The 15,420-nt window shown below is 63.3% G+C and carries 16 protein-coding genes; 7 read left to right on the top strand and 9 right to left on the bottom strand.

Annotated features, from left to right (window positions below):
- Positions 1–124: 124 nt before the first annotated feature.
- Positions 125–742 carry a 30S ribosomal protein S4 gene (gene rpsD / locus LB524_RS27175; RefSeq protein WP_015318151.1) on the bottom strand — a complete coding sequence of 206 codons (618 nt, stop codon included), beginning with the start codon at positions 740–742 and terminating at the stop codon, positions 125–127.
- Between the two features lie 372 nt (positions 743–1,114).
- Here rpsD and LB524_RS27180 point away from each other — a divergent pair, with 372 nt between their 5' ends.
- Positions 1,115–1,309: a hypothetical protein gene (locus LB524_RS27180; RefSeq protein WP_224531413.1), complete on the top strand. Its 195-nt coding sequence runs from the start codon at positions 1,115–1,117 to the stop codon at positions 1,307–1,309.
- An 85-nt stretch (positions 1,310–1,394) separates the two neighbouring features.
- Here the strand turns inward: LB524_RS27180 and LB524_RS27185 are convergent, their stop codons facing one another.
- Positions 1,395–1,577: a DUF3008 family protein gene (locus LB524_RS27185; RefSeq protein WP_224531416.1), complete on the bottom strand. Its 183-nt coding sequence runs from the start codon at positions 1,575–1,577 to the stop codon at positions 1,395–1,397.
- Between the two features lie 159 nt (positions 1,578–1,736).
- Between LB524_RS27185 and LB524_RS27190 the strand changes: the two genes are divergently transcribed.
- Positions 1,737–3,119, top strand: coding sequence for an RNB domain-containing ribonuclease (locus tag LB524_RS27190; RefSeq protein WP_224531418.1), 1,383 nt, complete (start codon positions 1,737–1,739; stop codon positions 3,117–3,119).
- Here LB524_RS27190 and murI read toward each other — a convergent pair.
- On the bottom strand, positions 3,069–3,932 hold the full coding sequence (gene murI / locus LB524_RS27195; RefSeq protein WP_224531420.1) for a glutamate racemase: 864 nt from the start codon (positions 3,930–3,932) through the stop codon (positions 3,069–3,071). The two genes, LB524_RS27190 and murI, sit on opposite strands and share 51 nt — an antisense overlap.
- A complete protein-coding gene (locus LB524_RS27200) occupies positions 3,925–4,842 on the bottom strand; it encodes an RNA methyltransferase (protein ID WP_224531422.1) in 918 nt (305 codons plus the stop codon). The genes murI and LB524_RS27200 overlap by 8 nt, the downstream gene beginning before the upstream one ends.
- 212 nt (positions 4,843–5,054) lie before the next feature.
- Between LB524_RS27200 and LB524_RS27205 the strand changes: the two genes are divergently transcribed.
- Positions 5,055–6,266: an NADP-dependent isocitrate dehydrogenase gene (locus LB524_RS27205; protein ID WP_140617002.1), complete on the top strand. Its 1,212-nt coding sequence runs from the start codon at positions 5,055–5,057 to the stop codon at positions 6,264–6,266.
- A gap of 15 nt (positions 6,267–6,281) precedes the next feature.
- Positions 6,282–6,917 carry a glutathione S-transferase family protein gene (locus tag LB524_RS27210; RefSeq protein WP_224531424.1) on the top strand — a complete coding sequence of 212 codons (636 nt, stop codon included), beginning with the start codon at positions 6,282–6,284 and terminating at the stop codon, positions 6,915–6,917.
- A gap of 225 nt (positions 6,918–7,142) precedes the next feature.
- Here LB524_RS27210 and alaS read toward each other — a convergent pair whose 3' ends face one another.
- Together alaS and recA are read right to left on the bottom strand one after the other, a co-directional pair.
- Positions 7,143–9,809: an alanine--tRNA ligase gene (gene alaS / locus LB524_RS27215; RefSeq protein ID WP_224531426.1), complete on the bottom strand. Its 2,667-nt coding sequence runs from the start codon at positions 9,807–9,809 to the stop codon at positions 7,143–7,145.
- 271 nt (positions 9,810–10,080) lie between these two features.
- A complete protein-coding gene (gene recA / locus LB524_RS27220; protein ID WP_140787554.1) occupies positions 10,081–11,181 on the bottom strand; it encodes a recombinase RecA in 1,101 nt (366 codons plus the stop codon).
- 281 nt (positions 11,182–11,462) lie between these two features.
- On the opposite strand from recA, the gene LB524_RS27225 reads away from it, so the two are divergent.
- Both LB524_RS27225 and LB524_RS27230 read left to right on the top strand, forming a co-directional pair.
- Entirely contained in the window at positions 11,463–12,407 is a 945-nt protein-coding gene (locus tag LB524_RS27225; RefSeq protein WP_015318160.1) for a carbohydrate kinase family protein, read from the top strand.
- A gap of 77 nt (positions 12,408–12,484) precedes the next feature.
- Positions 12,485–13,402: a pseudouridine-5'-phosphate glycosidase gene (locus LB524_RS27230; RefSeq protein ID WP_224531428.1), complete on the top strand. Its 918-nt coding sequence runs from the start codon at positions 12,485–12,487 to the stop codon at positions 13,400–13,402.
- Between the two features lie 186 nt (positions 13,403–13,588).
- On the opposite strand, the gene LB524_RS27235 is transcribed toward LB524_RS27230, so the two are convergent.
- On the bottom strand, positions 13,589–13,912 hold the full coding sequence (locus tag LB524_RS27235; RefSeq protein WP_015318162.1) for a TfoX/Sxy family protein: 324 nt from the start codon (positions 13,910–13,912) through the stop codon (positions 13,589–13,591).
- Between the two features lie 90 nt (positions 13,913–14,002).
- On the opposite strand from LB524_RS27235, the gene LB524_RS27240 reads away from it, so the two are divergent.
- Entirely contained in the window at positions 14,003–14,500 is a 498-nt protein-coding gene (locus tag LB524_RS27240; protein WP_015318163.1) for a GFA family protein, read from the top strand.
- Between the two features lie 33 nt (positions 14,501–14,533).
- On the opposite strand, the gene sufA is transcribed toward LB524_RS27240, so the two are convergent.
- Complete coding sequence (gene sufA, locus LB524_RS27245) at positions 14,534–14,914, bottom strand: Fe-S cluster assembly scaffold SufA (RefSeq protein ID WP_140874124.1); 381 nt, start codon at positions 14,912–14,914, stop codon at positions 14,534–14,536.
- Positions 14,915–15,015: 101 nt separating this feature from the next.
- Positions 15,016–15,408 (bottom strand): SUF system Fe-S cluster assembly protein, encoded by a 393-nt coding sequence (locus LB524_RS27250; protein WP_224531430.1) that lies wholly within the window; start codon positions 15,406–15,408, stop codon positions 15,016–15,018.
- Between the last annotated feature and the right edge of the window lie 12 nt (positions 15,409–15,420).

Consider the following 15,420-nt stretch of genomic DNA (forward strand, 5'->3'; position numbering starts at 1 on the left):
CGACACCGAAATAACCAGCCCATTCAAACTATAAAAACAAAACCCCGCCAAAATTGACGGGGTTTGTCAGCAGTCTGAGGCCGCCTCGAGGGCGGCCTTTCCGGTATCGCAAAAAAGCGTTCGCTTAGCGCGAGTAGAATTCGACGACCAGGTTCGGTTCCATCTGCACGGCGAACGGAACGTCCGCCAGGCCCGGGATGCGCGAGAAGGTCGCGGTCATCTTGTTGTGATCGGCTTCGATGTAGTCGGGCACGTCGCGCTCGGCGAGGCCAACCGATTCCAGGACGATCACCAGCTGCTTCGACTTTTCGCGCACTTCGACGACATCGCCCGGCTTGCAGCGATACGAGCCGATGTTGACGCGCTTGCCGTTGACGTTGACGTGGCCGTGATTGACGAACTGACGGGCGGCGAAAATGGTCGGCACGAACTTGGAGCGGTACACAACCGCGTCGAGACGCGATTCGAGCAGGCCGATCAGGTTCTCCGAGGTGTCGCCCTTGCGGCGATCGGCCTCTTCATAGACCTTGCGGAACTGCTTTTCCGACACGTCGCCGTAGTGGCCCTTCAGCTTCTGCTTGGCACGGAGCTGCAGGCCGAAGTCGGAAAGCTTGCCCTTGCGGCGCTGGCCATGCTGGCCGGGGCCGTATTCACGCTTGTTAACCGGGGACTTGGGGCGGCCCCAGATGTTTTCGCCGAGACGGCGGTCGATCTTGTATTTCGCGGATTCGCGCTTGCTCATCGCATTCCCTTTCAAAAACAACACACCCGGCACCTCTTGGTCCGGGTGAAGGAACGCGCCCTCCTCTGGCCTCCGTTTTCGAGACCTGACAGGGTTTTCCCACGCAACGCGGCGGAAAACCCACGGGACACGTCAGTTCAAACAAGATCGGAAACGATTGTCGTGACAGATCTTGCGTATACAAAACAAACACCGGACATCGCTGCCCGGCGTTGGCGGCTGGTTAAACCGAGATTTAACCGGTGTCAAGCTTGTGAGTGGCGCGGCGCAACGCAACCGTATAGCGTCCAAGGCGTTGATGCGATGCCGATGTGGCGGGAGGTTTGCGCCAGCGGCACCAGGAAGGGACTGGAGCTAGAGGAGCTTAATTGCATGAAGAAGTTTTTCCTTACCCTGGCAGGGGCCGCGATGCTTGCCGGGTCGATGGCGGTGGCCCCTGAGCCGGCCATGGCGCGTCATTGGCACGGCCACAAGCAGGTCTGCCGCATCGTCGTGAAGAAGCGAGTGGTGTGGCGGCATGGCCATCGCAGGGTGATCGTCGAGAGAGTACGGCGCTGCCGCTGGTAAGACTGTTCAACGCCACAATTCCCGGGCCAGCGAACGTCGCTGGCCCTTTTTCATTCCAAGGTAGTCCGGCTCGAGCGCTCAATCCTTAGGATTTTTTCTCCGGCAATCCCTTGCGCTTCGTCTCGGCGAATTCCTCGAGCTGCTTTTCATTCATCGATTCATACATGCCCTTGGAGGCGCCCTTGAGTTCGCTTTTCTTGGTCTCGCCGTGTTTGGCGGAGAGTGCGGCGCCGGCGGCTTTCTGCTGGGCTTTCGAAGTGGCTGGCATGGCGAGTCTCCTTTGCTGTCAGGAGAAACGCCACGCTTCGGCGGCGGTTCCAGCGCCAGTGGCGCTGCTCCCCGTCCGCCTGGTGCCAACCCTTGGCCGCGCTCGGCGATTTTCGTCGGCAGCCTTCCCGTGTCCGGAACCCCAGTGTAGGACGGCTGAATGAAATCCCTGACCGATCCCTCACAGGTTCTCTCCGCGGGACTGGCGAAAATCCGCGCCGAATTCCACGTGCCGGACGGATTTCCGGCCGATGTGCTTGCCGCGGCGGAGGCGGCGGCCAAACGTGTGCCCAACCAGCATGCCGATCGAACTGAAATGCCGTTCGTCACGCTCGATCCGGCTGCTTCCACCGATCTCGATCAGGCGTTCTCGATCGAGGCGAGCGGTGGCGATCTTCTGCTGCATTACGCCATCGCCGACGTGGCCTGGTTCGTCGAGGACGGCGACGCGATCGATCGCGAAGCCTGGACGCGGGGCGAGACGCTTTACTTGCCGGACGGCAAGGCCGGGCTCTATCCGCCGGTAATTGCCGAGGGTGCGGCGAGCCTGTTGCCGGATGGACCCCGTCCAGCTGCTATCTTCACGGTTCGGGTTGCGCAGGACGGCGCGACGAAGCTGGACGGCGCGGAGCGGGCAATCATTCAAAGCCGCGCGAAGCTCGCCTATGACAGCGTGAAGGCCTCCGATGTCCCGGCCGGCTTCGCCGAAATGGCGCGGCGCATGGCGGCGAATGAGCGGCGCCGTGGGGCTTCCCGCGTCGACCCACCCGAGCAGGAGGTGGAAAGGCTTACCGACGGCACATTCCGGCTTTCGTTCAGGCCGCTTCTGCAATCCGAGCAGGACAACGCCGCGCTTTCGCTGGCCGCCAACATGGCGATCGCCGATGCCATGCTTGCGCATCATACCGGCCTTTTTCGGGTGATGTCGGGGCCGGATGCCTTCAAGGTTCAAAGGCTGCGCAACGCAGCACAGGCTCTCGGACTGTCCTGGCCGGCCTCGACCAGCTTGCGGGACTATCAGCGAACCCTCGATCCGACCGATCCGCATCAGGCGGCGCTGATGCTGGAAATCCGCCATGCAAGCCCCGGCGCATCCTATCAACCGTATCAGGACGGCGTTGTCCCATGGCATGAGGCGATGGCCGCGACCTATGCCCATGCAACCGCCCCACTGAGGCGCCTTGCCGATCGTTATGTCGTGCGCTGCGCGCTGGCTATCGCCAACGGCCAGCCCGTGCCCCAGGCTGTTACCGACGCGTTTGCCAGGTTGCCGAAGGCGATGGGACGCGCGGATAGCCGCGCTTCGCAGATCAACCACGCGGCCATCGACCTTGCCGAGGCGGTAATGCTGGAGGGGCGCGAGGGCGAGACGTTCAAAGCCGTCGTCACCGACTTCGTCGACCATGGCGTGCGCATTCAGCTTGCCGACATGGCTGTCGTTGCCACCGTGAAGGCCTCGGGGCTCAGACAGGGTGATGGTCTGACGCTTAGGCTAGTCCTGGCCGATCCGGATCAACGCAGCATCGTCTTCGAACCTGTTTGAGTGGCGGGCGGCTTTGCCGCTGTCCAAGTGAACGGTCAGCCCGAACCCCTGCATCAGGCGGCTGACGGCGAAGTCCGCCTTGCCCGAGGTGAAAACCGCGATATCAGGCTCGGCTTGCGGCAGCGCCCCATTGATCGGCGGCAGCAGCGAAAGGGCGCGCCGTGCGATCGCCTCGGCCGGATCGATCCAGTCGACCGGCCAGGGAGCGGTCTTGCGCATGCGATTGACCAGAAAGGGATAGTGCGTGCAGGCCAGCACGACGATGTCGGTGCGCATGCCGTCGCGCTCGATGAAGCATGGCTCGATCTCGGCGCGCACGGCCTCTTCGTCGACGAAGCCCTGGCGCATATAGGCTTCGGACAGGCCAGCCAGCCTGTCGCTGCCGACCAGGCGGACATGGCATTTCTGCGCCCATTTGCTGATCAGGTCGCGCGTGTACTGGCGCTTCACCGTGCCCGGCGTCGCCAGCACCGAGACCAGCCCGGAGCGCGTGCGCTCGGCCGCCGGCTTAACCGCCGGCACCGTGCCGACGAAGGGATGGCCGAGAAATCTTTCGCGCAGCGCGTCGATCACCAGTGTCGAGGCGGTGTTGCAGGCGATAACCGAGATGGCCGGCGCGAAGCGGTCGAGCAGTTTGGCGAATAATCCTAGTATATGCTCTCTTAGGGCCGGCTCCTCCCAGGCGCCAAAAGGAAAAGCGGCATCGTCGGCGACATAGATAAAGCGCCGGTCGGGCATCAGGACGCGTGCCTCGCGCAACACGGTCAGACCGCCGACGCCGGAATCGAACATCAGGATCGGCTGGTCAGTCATTGTCGGTTCCCTTGCCGCCGAGCAGTGGCGTGTCCGTGCCGTCGCCGCTAGCGTCCGGCGCCCGACCAGTCGCCTCCGCCTTGCGGGCGCGCGCCGCCGCCGCGGGCAAACGCCTCGGGTCATCGCCAGGTGACCCATCGCCGCGCGGCATCGCCGGCGAGAACCGGTCAAGCGAAGAGATGATGCCGCGCAGCACCTTGAGCTCCGGCTCGGCAAAGCCTGCCCGCGTCAGCACGGCGCGGAGGTTGTCGACCATTTTCGGCTTCTTCGGCGCCGGCCTGAAATAGCCGCGCGCCTCGAGCGCGCCTTCGAGATAGGTGAACAGGCCGTGCAATTCTTCCTTGCTTGCAGGCTTCATCTCCGGCCCCGAAAAATTGGTCCTGGTCTCGTCCTCCAGGCCCGACTTCATCCACTCGTAGGACATCAGCAAGGCCGCCTGGGCGATGTTGAGCGAGGAGAAATCAGGATCGACCGGGAAAGTGACGATCTCGTCGGCGAGGCCGACCTCGTCATTGTAGAGGCCGAAGCGCTCGCGACCGAACAGGATACCGGTGCGTTGCCCCATTGCGTGACGGGCGCGCAGCATCCTGCCCGCCTCCACCGGTCCACGCACGGATTTGAAACCGTCGCGCTGCCTTGCGGTGGTGGCGAAGACGAAGTTCAGGTCGGCAAGTGCCGAGGCCAGATCGTCGAAAACCTTGACGGCATCGATGACGTGGTCGGCACGGCTGGCGGCGGCACGCGCCTTCTCGCTCGGCCAGCCATCGCGCGGATTGACCAGGCGCAGCTCCGACAGTCCGAAATTGGCCATGGCGCGGGCGACCATGCCGATATTCTCGCCGAGTTGCGGCTCGACAAGGATGATCGCCGGGCCGGCTGCGGTGTTATCGGGATCTTTGGTAATGGGCATGATTGTCAATGAACTGCTGTTTGCGGCATTTCAGCGTCCCCTGCCATATTCGGCCGCGAAAATGAAGCATTCGCAAATGACGGCGCCGTGGGCTCACATTCGTGACCGATCGCCGTTTGCGTGGCCAAAAGCGCTTTGATATACGGGCGGCATCCCCGGCCGACGCCACGCGGGCAAGGCCGTCCCATTCCCAGCAACGAGGCATTCTTTCCATGGCGAAGATCAAGGTGGCGAACCCGGTCGTCGAACTCGACGGCGACGAGATGACCCGCATCATCTGGCAGTTCATCAAGGACAAGCTGATCCACCCTTATCTCGACCTCAAGCTCGAATATTACGACCTGGGCATCGAGCATCGCGACGCCACCAACGACCAGGTGACCATCGATTCGGCCAACGCCATCAAGAAATACGGTGTCGGCGTGAAATGCGCGACCATCACCCCCGACGAGCAGCGCGTCGAGGAATTCAAGCTGAAGAAGATGTGGAAATCGCCGAACGGCACCATCCGCAACATTTTGGGCGGCACCATCTTTCGCGAGCCGATCATCATGAAGAACGTGCCGCGCCTGGTGCCCGGCTGGACCAAGCCAATCATCGTCGGTCGCCACGCCTTCGGCGACCAGTATCGCGCCACCGATTTCCGCTTTCCCGGCAAGGGCAAGCTGACGATCAAGTTCGTCGGCGAGGACGGCCAAGTCATCGAGCACGACGTGTTCGACGCGCCCGGCGCCGGTGTCGCCATGGCCATGTACAATCTCGACGAGTCCATCCGCGAATTCGCCCGGGCGTCGCTGAACTACGGCCTGCTGCGCAACTATCCGGTCTACCTGTCGACCAAGAACACCATCCTCAAGGCCTATGACGGCCGCTTCAAGGATATTTTCCAGGAAGTCTACGAGGCTGAATTCGAGGCCGAGTTCAAGTCGAAGAAGCTTTGGTACGAGCACCGCCTGATCGACGACATGGTGGCCTCGAGCCTGAAATGGTCGGGCGGCTATGTCTGGGCCTGCAAGAACTATGACGGCGACGTCCAGTCTGACACGGTGGCGCAAGGGTTCGGTTCGCTCGGCCTGATGACCTCGGTGCTGATGACGCCGGATGGCAAGACCGTCGAAGCGGAAGCCGCGCACGGCACCGTCACCCGCCACTATCGCCAGCATCAGAAGGGCGAGGAAACCTCGACCAATTCGATCGCGTCGATCTTCGCCTGGACGCGAGGCCTCGCGCACCGCGCCAAGCTCGACGACAACGCCGAACTGAAGCGTTTTTCCGAGACGCTGGAAAAGGTCTGCATCCAGACTGTCGAGAGCGGCTTCATGACCAAGGACCTGTCGCTCTTGATCGGCCCCGACCAGCCCTGGCTCTCGACCACCGGCTTCCTCGACAAGATCGACGAGAATTTGCAGAAGGCGATGGCGTAACCGCCTCGCGGACAAATGGGCAAGCCGGTCGTCTACGGCGCGGATTACAGCGTCTATGTACGCATCGTCCGGCTTGCGCTCGAGGAGAAAGGCATCGCCTACGATCTCGTGCCGGTCGACATCTTTGCAGAAGGTGGCGCGCCGGCATGGTACGGCAAACACCATCCCTTCGGCCGCATCCCGGCCTTCGAGCATGAGGGGTTCCGCCTGTTCGAGGCGAGTGCGATCGCGCGCTATATCGACGACGCTTTCGACGGGCCGGCGCTGCAGCCCGCCGACACACGCGGCCGCGCAAGGATGAACCAGATCATCGGCATGCTCGACGCCTACGCCTACCGTGCGATGGTCTGGGATGTCGCGGTCGAGCGTCTGGAGAAAGAAGTGCCCGACGAGAGCTTGATCGCGGATGGCCTGCGGCAGGCCGAGACGGTGCTGAAGGCGCTGACTTCGCTGAAGCAAGATGGGCCCTGGCTGCTCGGCGACCAGCTGACCCTGGCCGATCTGCACGCGGCGCCGATCATCGGCTACTTCGTCAAGGTTCCAGAAGGACGGGGATTGCTGGCGCAGTTTGCAGGCATCTGGGATTTGTATTTGCGAATGGCTGGCCGCCCGAGCTTCGTGCGTACCGAAAAAGCGTATAACTCGAGGTGAGCTTCCTCGACGTCGCGCCGCCCCTGCCCTGGCGGGCATTTCTCCCCGTGAACGGGGAGAAAGAGGCTGCTCGCGTTGCCGGCGCTCTTCTGCAACGAGGGCGATTGGCGAAGGGCGCGACGAAAGCGCCCTTCTCCCCGTTCTACGGGGAGAAAATGGCGGCAGCCAGATGAGGGGCAGCGCTGCCCCAAGAGAAAGGATCCCGCCTGGGCCCACGCATGGTAGCTACGCTGCTTCGAGCGCCGCCCTCACCGCCGCGATCGCATCATCGGCCTTCGACGCATCCGGGCCGCCGGCCTGCGCCATGTCGGGGCGGCCGCCGCCGCCCTGCCCGCCCAATGCGGCGGAGGCCACGCGCACCAGATCGACGGCGCTGAAACGGCCGACGAGATCATCGGTGACAGCGACCACGACGCTCGCCTTGTTGTCCTCAGCCGTGCCAACAAACACGACGACGCCAGAGCCCAACGAAGTCTTGCCCGCGTCGGCCAGCGGCTTCAGGTCCTTCGGCGAGACACCTGACACCGCCTTGCCGAGAAAGCCGACGCCAGCGACGATCTCGTTGGCGGCAGGAGCATCGGCAGGCGACCCGCCGCCCAGCGCCAATTTCTTGCGCGCTTCGGCCAGGTCCTTCTCGAGCTTCTTGCGCTCTTCGAGCAGCGCTTCGACGCGCGCTGGCACATCTGCGGGCGAAATCTTAAGCGTTGCCGCCGTGGTCTTCAGGCGTCGGTCCTGCTCATCGAGATGCCTGCGCGCGGCCTCGCCGGTCAACGCCTCGATGCGGCGCACGCCGGCGGCGACAGCACCATCCGAGACGATGCGCACCAGGCCGATATCGCCGGTCGCCTTGACATGCGTGCCGCCGCAGAGCTCGACCGAATAAGGGCGGTTGGCCTTGGCGCCATGCAGGCCCGTGCCCATCGACACGACGCGCACCTCATCGCCGTATTTCTCGCCGAACAGCGCCATCGCGCCCTCGGCAATGGCGTCATCGACCGACATCAGGCGCGTGGTCACCGCGCCGTTCTGCACGACGATCTCGTTGGCCATGCGCTCGACCTCTTCGAGCTCCTGCGCGGAGATCGGCTTGTTGTGCGAGATGTCGAAGCGCAGACGCTCGGGTGCGACCAGCGAACCCTTCTGCGCGACATGGGTGCCCAGCACCTCGCGCAACGCCTCGTGGATCAGGTGCGTCGCCGAGTGGTTGGCGCGCAGCCGGGAGCGCCTGGCATGATCGACCTTAAGTTCGACCGCGGCACCCGGCCTGACCGTGCCGGCGACCACCTTGCCGAGATGCACGAAGAGGCCATCGGCCTTCTTCTGCGTGTCGGAAATCTCGATCGAGAAGCCCTCGCCCGAGATTATGCCGGTGTCACCCATCTGGCCGCCGGACTCGCCGTAGAACGGCGTCTGGTTGACGACCACGGCGACCGCATCGCCCTTGCCGGCGCTGTCGACGGTCTTGCCGTCCTTGACCAGCGCCTCGATGAGGCCTTCCGCCTGCTCGGTTTCGTAGCCGAGGAATTCGGTGGCGCCGGTCTTTTCACGCACGGAGAACCAAACCGTCTCGGTGGCGGCCTCGCCGGACCCGGCCCAGTGCTTGCGCGCCTCCGCCTTCTGCTGCTCCATCGCATTGGTGAAGCCGGCAAGGTCGACCGAGATGCTGCGCTGCCGCAGCGCGTCCTGCGTCAGGTCGAGCGGGAAGCCATAGGTGTCGTAGAGCTTGAATGCCGTTTCGCCATCGAGCATGTCGCCGGCGCCGAGCTTCTCCGTCGCCTCGGACAGCAGCCCGAGGCCGCGCACCAGCGTCTTGCGGAAACGGGTCTCCTCGAGTTTCAGGGTCTCGGCGATCATCGTTTCGCCGCGTGCCAGTTCGGGATAGGCCTGGCCCATCTCGCGCACCAGCGCCGGCACCAGCTTCCACATCAGCGGCTCGTTCGCCCCCAGCAACTGCGCATGGCGCATGGCGCGGCGCATGATGCGGCGCAGCACATAGCCGCGGCCTTCGTTCGACGGCAGCACGCCGTCGGCGACCAGGAAGGAGGACGAGCGCAGATGATCGGCAATGACGCGATAGGACGCAACCGTTTCGGCGTCGGGCGCGCGCCCAAGTGCCGAGGACGCCGCATCGATCAGATGACGGAACAGGTCGGTCTCGAAGACGCTCTCCACCCCTTGCAGGATGGACGCCATGCGCTCCAGGCCCATGCCGGTGTCGATCGACGGGCGCGGCAGGTCGACGCGCTCCTCTTTCGTCACCTGCTCATACTGCATGAACACCAGGTTCCAGAATTCGAGGAAGCGATCGCCGTCTTCCTCGGGACTGCCGGGAGGTCCACCCCAGATGTGCTCGCCACGATCGATGAAGATTTCCGAGCATGGTCCGCAAGGACCGGTGTCGCCCATCGCCCAGAAATTGTCCGAGGTCGGGATGCGGATGATGCGACCGTCGGAGAAACCGGCGATCTTCTTCCAGAAGCCAGCCGCCTCGTCGTCTGTGTGATAGACAGTGACCAGCAGCTTGTCCTTCTTCAGCCCGAACTCCCTGATGATGAGATTCCAGGCAAGCTCGATGGCGCGCTCCTTGAAATAGTCACCGAAGGAGAAATTGCCGAGCATCTCGAAAAAGGTCAGGTGGCGCGCGGTATAGCCGACATTGTCGAGATCGTTGTGCTTGCCGCCGGCGCGGACGCTTTTCTGGGCTGTGGTGGCGCGCGAATAGGGCCGCTTCTCCAAACCGGTGAAGACATTCTTGAACTGCACCATGCCGGCATTGGTGAACATCAATGTCGGATCGTTGCGCGGCACGAGCGGGCTCGAGGCCACGACCTCGTGGCCTTCCTTGCGGAAATAGTCGAGAAAGGTCGACCGGATCTCGTTGACGCCACTCATGGATACTGCCTTTTCAAGAGAGCCGCCGGCCGGACCGGCGGGAGATGGCTCTATATTTTCTAGAAGATGGAGCTGGCCTTTTAGCCGTAGCTCTTGACCCTGTCCAGAAACACGGAATTGGGCCAATTCGCGCTTTGCACCGGCACTTGCGGGGCCGCCCAAACGAAAACCGCCGGCGCGAAGGCCGGCGGTTTGGAACGCGGTACTACAGAACTCTGTTACTTAAGCATTGACTAATAGTCTGGATTTATGGCCAAATTCTGACCGTTGCCTACATCGCGCCGGCTTCGTCCTCAAAACCGTCTTCGCCATTGCCCTCGGAGCCACCATTTTCGAGGAACTTTTCGGCGATCAATCCGGCATTCTGCCTGAGCGCTAGCTCGATCTCGCGCGCGGTATCGGGATTGTCGCGCAGGAACAGTTTCGCATTCTCGCGGCCCTGGCCGAGACGCTGCGAATTATAGGAGAACCAGGCGCCCGATTTCTCGACCACGCCGGCCTTGACGCCGAGGTCGACCAGTTCGCCGGTCTTGGAGACGCCCTCGCCATACATGATGTCGAACTCGACCACCTTGAAGGGCGGCGCCAACTTGTTCTTGACCACCTTGACGCGGGTTTGGTTGCCGACGACCTCGTCACGATCCTTGACCGAGCCGATACGGCGGATGTCGAGGCGAACCGAAGCGTAGAATTTCAGCGCGTTGCCGCCGGTCGTGGTTTCGGGCGAACCGAACATGACGCCGATCTTCATGCGGATCTGGTTGATGAAGATGACCATGGTGTTGGAGCGCGAGATCGACGCGGTCAGCTTGCGCAGCGCCTGGCTCATCAGGCGGGCCTGCAGACCCGGCAGCGAATCGCCCATCTCGCCCTCGATCTCGGCACGCGGCGTCAGCGCCGCCACCGAATCGACCACCAGCACGTCGATGGCGCCGGAACGCACCAGCGTGTCGCAAATCTCGAGCGCCTGCTCGCCGGTGTCGGGCTGCGAGATCAGCAGGTTTTCAAGATCGACGCCGAGCTTGCGGGCGTAGACCGGATCGAGCGCGTGTTCGGCATCGACGAAGGCGCAGATGCCGCCCTTCTTCTGGGCTTCAGCCACGGTGTGCAGGGCCAGGGTCGTCTTACCGGAGCTTTCCGGCCCATAGATCTCGATGATACGGCCGCGCGGCAAGCCACCGACGCCGAGCGCGATGTCGAGGCCGAGCGAGCCGGTCGGCACCGTTTCGATCTCGACGACCTGCTCGTTGGCGCCGAGCCGCATGATCGAGCCCTTGCCGAAAGCCCGCTCGATTTGCGACAGCGCCGCATCCAGAGCCTTTGATTTGTCCACTGCCTTATCCTCTACCAGCCGCAAAGAATTCTGAGCCATGATACATCACCCCTTGGTCGTCAATGAAGGCCGGACAATCCGTAATCCCTGCCATTTTGTACCTTTTTTGTTCTCATTTGGCAAGGGGTGACAACCAACTGAAAAACAAAGGATATCGCGGTTTGTTCTTTTTTTGTCTCGCAAACCCGGGCACGAACGGGCTCCGCATTGGGCCAGACGGCTCGATCGTAGCGCCCGACCGAATCGCCGACCAGCATGCGAAGCTCTGTCGCGCACTCTAGCGCTTGTGCGGCCGCAACAACAAAGGTCATATCGCCACCATGGTGGAATCCCCGAAGATCCTGGCCGTGGGCGGCGCCCATATCGACCGGCGTGGCCAGGTGTACGGTCCCTATGTGCCGGCAGCCTCCAATCCTGGCACGATGCGCGAGGATGTCGGCGGGGGCGTCTTCAATGCGTTGCGCAGCATGGTGCGGCGCGGCGTGTCGGCCTCCCTGGTGTCGATGCGGGGCGGCGATGCGTCGGCCGATACGGTTTCACGGGCCATCGCCGAGGCAGGCATCGCCGATCTTTCGGCGGTGTTCCTCGACCGTACCACGCCGAGCTACACGGCATTGATCGATCGCGAGGGCGAATTGATCGTCGGCTTTGCCGACATGGCACTGTACGACCTGGCTTTTCCCAAGCAGATCAGGCGTTCCAAGATACGCCAGGAGGTGGCCGCCGCCGATGCCATCCTGTGCGACGCCAATTTGCCGTCGGCCGCCCTGGAGCGGCTGCTGTCGCTCGCCGCCGGCAAACCGGTTTTCGCCATCGCGATTTCGCCGGCGAAGGTAACGCGGCTGATACCGGTTCTCGGCGGGCTGGCCCAGCTCTTCATGAACCGGCGAGAGGCCGTCGTGCTGGCCGGTGTCAATGCAGCGGCCGCCGAGCGGGAAATGGTCGACGGGTTGCGGTGCAGCGGCCTTGCCAGCGGCGTGGTCACGGCCGGCAGCGGCCCTGTGCTGGGTTTCGACGAGACAGGCGCCTTTTCGATCCTGCCGCCTGCCCCCAGAAAAGTCGCCGATGTCACCGGCGCCGGCGACGCGCTGGCAGGTGCGACGGTCGCAGCACTGCTGCGGGGCCAGCCGCTGCGCCACGCCGTGCGCGAGGGCGTCGCCGCGGCAACGCTGGCCATCGAAAGCGCCGACGCGGTGCCCGAATTCACCGCGGCGAGCTTCGCGGAAGCGCTGGCCCTTGTGCCGGATGCCAGGGAAGTGGCATGAGACCCGGCAAGTTCATAACGCGCGGTGAAGCTACGCTTTCCTGATGGATGCGCCGCACTCCGGATTGGAGATCAGAGATGACGCCAGAGATCGCCCGCCCCTTCATCGATATCCACGCACCGGTGGCGCAGGCCCTGGCCGCCGGGCGCCCGGTGGTGGCGCTCGAAAGCACCATCATCACCCATGGCATGCCCTATCCCGACAATGGCGCCATGGCGGCCAACGTCGAAAAGATCATCGCTGACGGCGGCGCCGTGCCGGCAACCATCGCGGTGGTCAACGGCCGCATCAAGATCGGGCTTTCGGACGGCGAACGCGAATCGCTGGCGATGACCGGTGACGCCATGAAGCTGTCGCGCGCCGATCTCGCCTTCGCCGTCGCGCAGGGCCGCACCGGTGGCACCACGGTCGCCGCCACCATGATCGCGGCTGACATGGTCGGGATAAAGGTGTTCGCCACCGGCGGCATTGGCGGCGTGCACAAGGGGGCGGAAAAGAGCTTCGACATCTCGGCCGACCTCGATGAATTGGCGCGTACACCGGTGATCGTCGTCTCGGCCGGCGCCAAGGCGATCCTCGACATCGAAAAGACGCTGGAAGTGCTGGAGACGCGCGGCGTGCCCGTGGTCGGCCATGGCTGCGAGACGATGCCGGCCTTCTGGTCGCGGCAGTCACCGTTCCGAGCGCCCTTGACCTTGCACGGAGCGGAAGATATCGCGCATTTCTACCGGACACGCCTGGCTCTGGGCTTGGGCGGCGGCATGCTGATTGCCAATCCCGTGCCGGAGAACCAGGAAATCCCGGCCGAGGAGATGGCGGGCTACATCGAAGCCGCGCAAAAGGCGGCCGAGGGGCTCAACGTGACCGGCAAGGCCGTGACGCCGTTCCTGCTGGGAAAAATCCTGGAGTTGACCGGCGGCCGCAGCCTCAAGACCAACATCGCGCTGGTCGAGAACAATGCAAGGCTGGCGGCTGAGATCGCCAAGGCGCTGTAGGGACTGCCAAGAAAGTCCCCCTCACCCGGATTACCAAGACCGAATTGCAAAGAGCAATTCGGGGCAATCCGACCTCTCCCCGAGGGGAGAGGAACTTGCGGCCTCAACGCAAACCTCTTCTCCCCGCCGGGGAGAAGGCGGTCGCGAAGCGGCCGGATGAGGGGGTGGTCTCGCGCTGGCGGGAGCCTACTTCCCTGCCCGCCGCCCAGCTTCGTAGGCGCGTCGCGCCCACACCGTCATTTCGTCGGGATCGTCGAAAGCGCTGTCGGGAATGCTCCAATAGGGCATGGCGACAAGCTTGCCGTGGCGAGAGCCGGTGTAGGTCCATTGCCGGCAGCCCGCGGCTTCGAACTCCGATGCGCTCTGCGCGTCGGCTTTCAGCAGCAATTCGCCGCGCAGCACGATGGCGACGATGACGCCATCGAAATAGATGCCTTTGCCGCCGAATAATTTTCGGATGCTGACCGGACCGAGGCCCTCGAACAGTTCTGCGATGCGCTCATTGTCCATGCCGCGATCATGTCACCGGCATTTGCCCTTGTCATCGCCGCAACCAAAATCATGCTGACAGGTTGTGGCTATCCTGTCGGAGTTTTTGCCATGCCTGTGCTGCTCAAGGGGTCCTGTCGCTGCAACGCCGTGCGTTTCGAGGTGGAAAGCCACACGCCTGTGCCGTTCATGCTGTGCTACTGCTCGATCTGCCGCAAGCAGCAGGGCGGCGGCGGTTTCGCCATCAATCTCGGCGCCGCCTACGAGACGCTGAACATCAGAGGCAAGAGCAATCTCGGCGTCTATCGCGCCGAGATCGAGGATGACGAGCATCCCCACTGCGAGATATCGACCGGGGAGCGCAATTTTTGCCGCAAATGCGGGTCGGCGCTCTGGCTCTACGACCCAACCTGGCCGGAGCTGGTGCATCCCTTCGCCTCGGCGATCGACAGCGACCTGCCGAAACCACCCGAAAAAGTGCATCTGATGCTGAAATACAAGGCGAACTGGGTCGAGCCTGAGATCGGCAAGGGCGACAAGACGTTCGACGTCTATCCCGAGGAATCGATCGCGGACTGGCACAAGCGGACGGGTATGTGGGTGGAGTAGCTTTCTTCGCCCCGTCTACGGGGCGAAGGAAGATCAGGCCGAAGCGCGTGCCTCGGCCAGCGCCTTGAGATCGGCCGGCTTCAGTTCGACCGATTCGCCACAGCCGCAGGCCGAACTCTGGTTCGGGTTGTGGAAGGTGAAACCGGTGCGCAGCGTCGTCTGCTCGAAATCCATCTCGGTGCCGAACAGAAACAGGGCGGCTTCCGGCGCGACATAGACATGCGCGCCGTCGCGCTCGATATGGTCGTCCTTGGTGTTGGGCTCGGTCACCAGATCGACCGTGTATTCCATGCCGGCGCAGCCGCCCTTCTTGATGCCAAGGCGGATGCCATGCGCGTTTTCGCGCGTGGCGACGATCTCGCGCACCCGGTCGGCGGCCTTATCGGTCATCGTGATGACGGCAAAGCGTCCCATGTTTTTCCTTCTCCATTCCATGCAGGTTCAAGGCCTGCCGAATGATTCCTCACCTAAAATGGTGAAGTTTTACCACCGGCGCAAGTGTGCCAGGTGCGGCGCTAGTACCAGCCCACCGCCACCTGCGCCTCTTCGGACATGCGGTCGGGCGTCCAGGGCGGATCGAAAGTCATGTTGACCTCGACGCCGGAGACGCCCTCGACCGCGCCGACGGCATTTTCAACCCAGCCGGGCATTTCGCCGGCCACCGGGCAGCCAGGCGCGGTCAGCGTCATGTCGATCTTGACCGAGCGGTCGTCCTCGACGTCGATCTTGTAGACGAGGCCAAGCTCGTAGATATCGGCCGGGATTTCCGGATCGTAGACCGTCTTCAGCGCCGAGACGATATCGTCGGTCAGCCGCGCCAGTTCATCGGCGGGGATGGCCGAGGCGGAAACGACGCTGTTGCCGGAGTTTTCCGGCGTAGCTTCGGTGGTGGTGCTCACATCATCCATGGTCGTCACCCG

Origin of the sequence: Mesorhizobium sp. ESP6-5 (assembly GCF_020164695.1) — a bacterium.
Classification (GTDB): Bacteria; Pseudomonadota; Alphaproteobacteria; order Rhizobiales; family Rhizobiaceae; genus Mesorhizobium; species Mesorhizobium australicum.

What these genes read in the sequence shown, in the direction of transcription:
- rpsD (WP_015318151.1), bottom strand. Translation starts at nt 742, where the DNA reads ATGAGCAAGCGCGAATCCGCGAAATACAAGATCGACCGCCGTCTCGGC.
- LB524_RS27180 (WP_224531413.1), top strand. Translation starts at nt 1,115, where the DNA reads ATGAAGAAGTTTTTCCTTACCCTGGCAGGGGCCGCGATGCTTGCCGGG.
- LB524_RS27185 (WP_224531416.1), bottom strand. Translation starts at nt 1,577, where the DNA reads ATGCCAGCCACTTCGAAAGCCCAGCAGAAAGCCGCCGGCGCCGCACTC.
- LB524_RS27190 (WP_224531418.1), top strand. Translation starts at nt 1,737, where the DNA reads ATGAAATCCCTGACCGATCCCTCACAGGTTCTCTCCGCGGGACTGGCG.
- murI (WP_224531420.1), bottom strand. Translation starts at nt 3,932, where the DNA reads ATGACTGACCAGCCGATCCTGATGTTCGATTCCGGCGTCGGCGGTCTG.
- LB524_RS27200 (WP_224531422.1), bottom strand. Translation starts at nt 4,842, where the DNA reads ATGCCCATTACCAAAGATCCCGATAACACCGCAGCCGGCCCGGCGATC.
- LB524_RS27205 (WP_140617002.1), top strand. Translation starts at nt 5,055, where the DNA reads ATGGCGAAGATCAAGGTGGCGAACCCGGTCGTCGAACTCGACGGCGAC.
- LB524_RS27210 (WP_224531424.1), top strand. Translation starts at nt 6,282, where the DNA reads ATGGGCAAGCCGGTCGTCTACGGCGCGGATTACAGCGTCTATGTACGC.
- alaS (WP_224531426.1), bottom strand. Translation starts at nt 9,809, where the DNA reads ATGAGTGGCGTCAACGAGATCCGGTCGACCTTTCTCGACTATTTCCGC.
- recA (WP_140787554.1), bottom strand. Translation starts at nt 11,181, where the DNA reads ATGGCTCAGAATTCTTTGCGGCTGGTAGAGGATAAGGCAGTGGACAAA.
- LB524_RS27225 (WP_015318160.1), top strand. Translation starts at nt 11,463, where the DNA reads ATGGTGGAATCCCCGAAGATCCTGGCCGTGGGCGGCGCCCATATCGAC.
- LB524_RS27230 (WP_224531428.1), top strand. Translation starts at nt 12,485, where the DNA reads ATGACGCCAGAGATCGCCCGCCCCTTCATCGATATCCACGCACCGGTG.
- LB524_RS27235 (WP_015318162.1), bottom strand. Translation starts at nt 13,912, where the DNA reads ATGGACAATGAGCGCATCGCAGAACTGTTCGAGGGCCTCGGTCCGGTC.
- LB524_RS27240 (WP_015318163.1), top strand. Translation starts at nt 14,003, where the DNA reads ATGCCTGTGCTGCTCAAGGGGTCCTGTCGCTGCAACGCCGTGCGTTTC.
- sufA (WP_140874124.1), bottom strand. Translation starts at nt 14,914, where the DNA reads ATGGGACGCTTTGCCGTCATCACGATGACCGATAAGGCCGCCGACCGG.
- LB524_RS27250 (WP_224531430.1), bottom strand. Translation starts at nt 15,408, where the DNA reads ATGGATGATGTGAGCACCACCACCGAAGCTACGCCGGAAAACTCCGGC.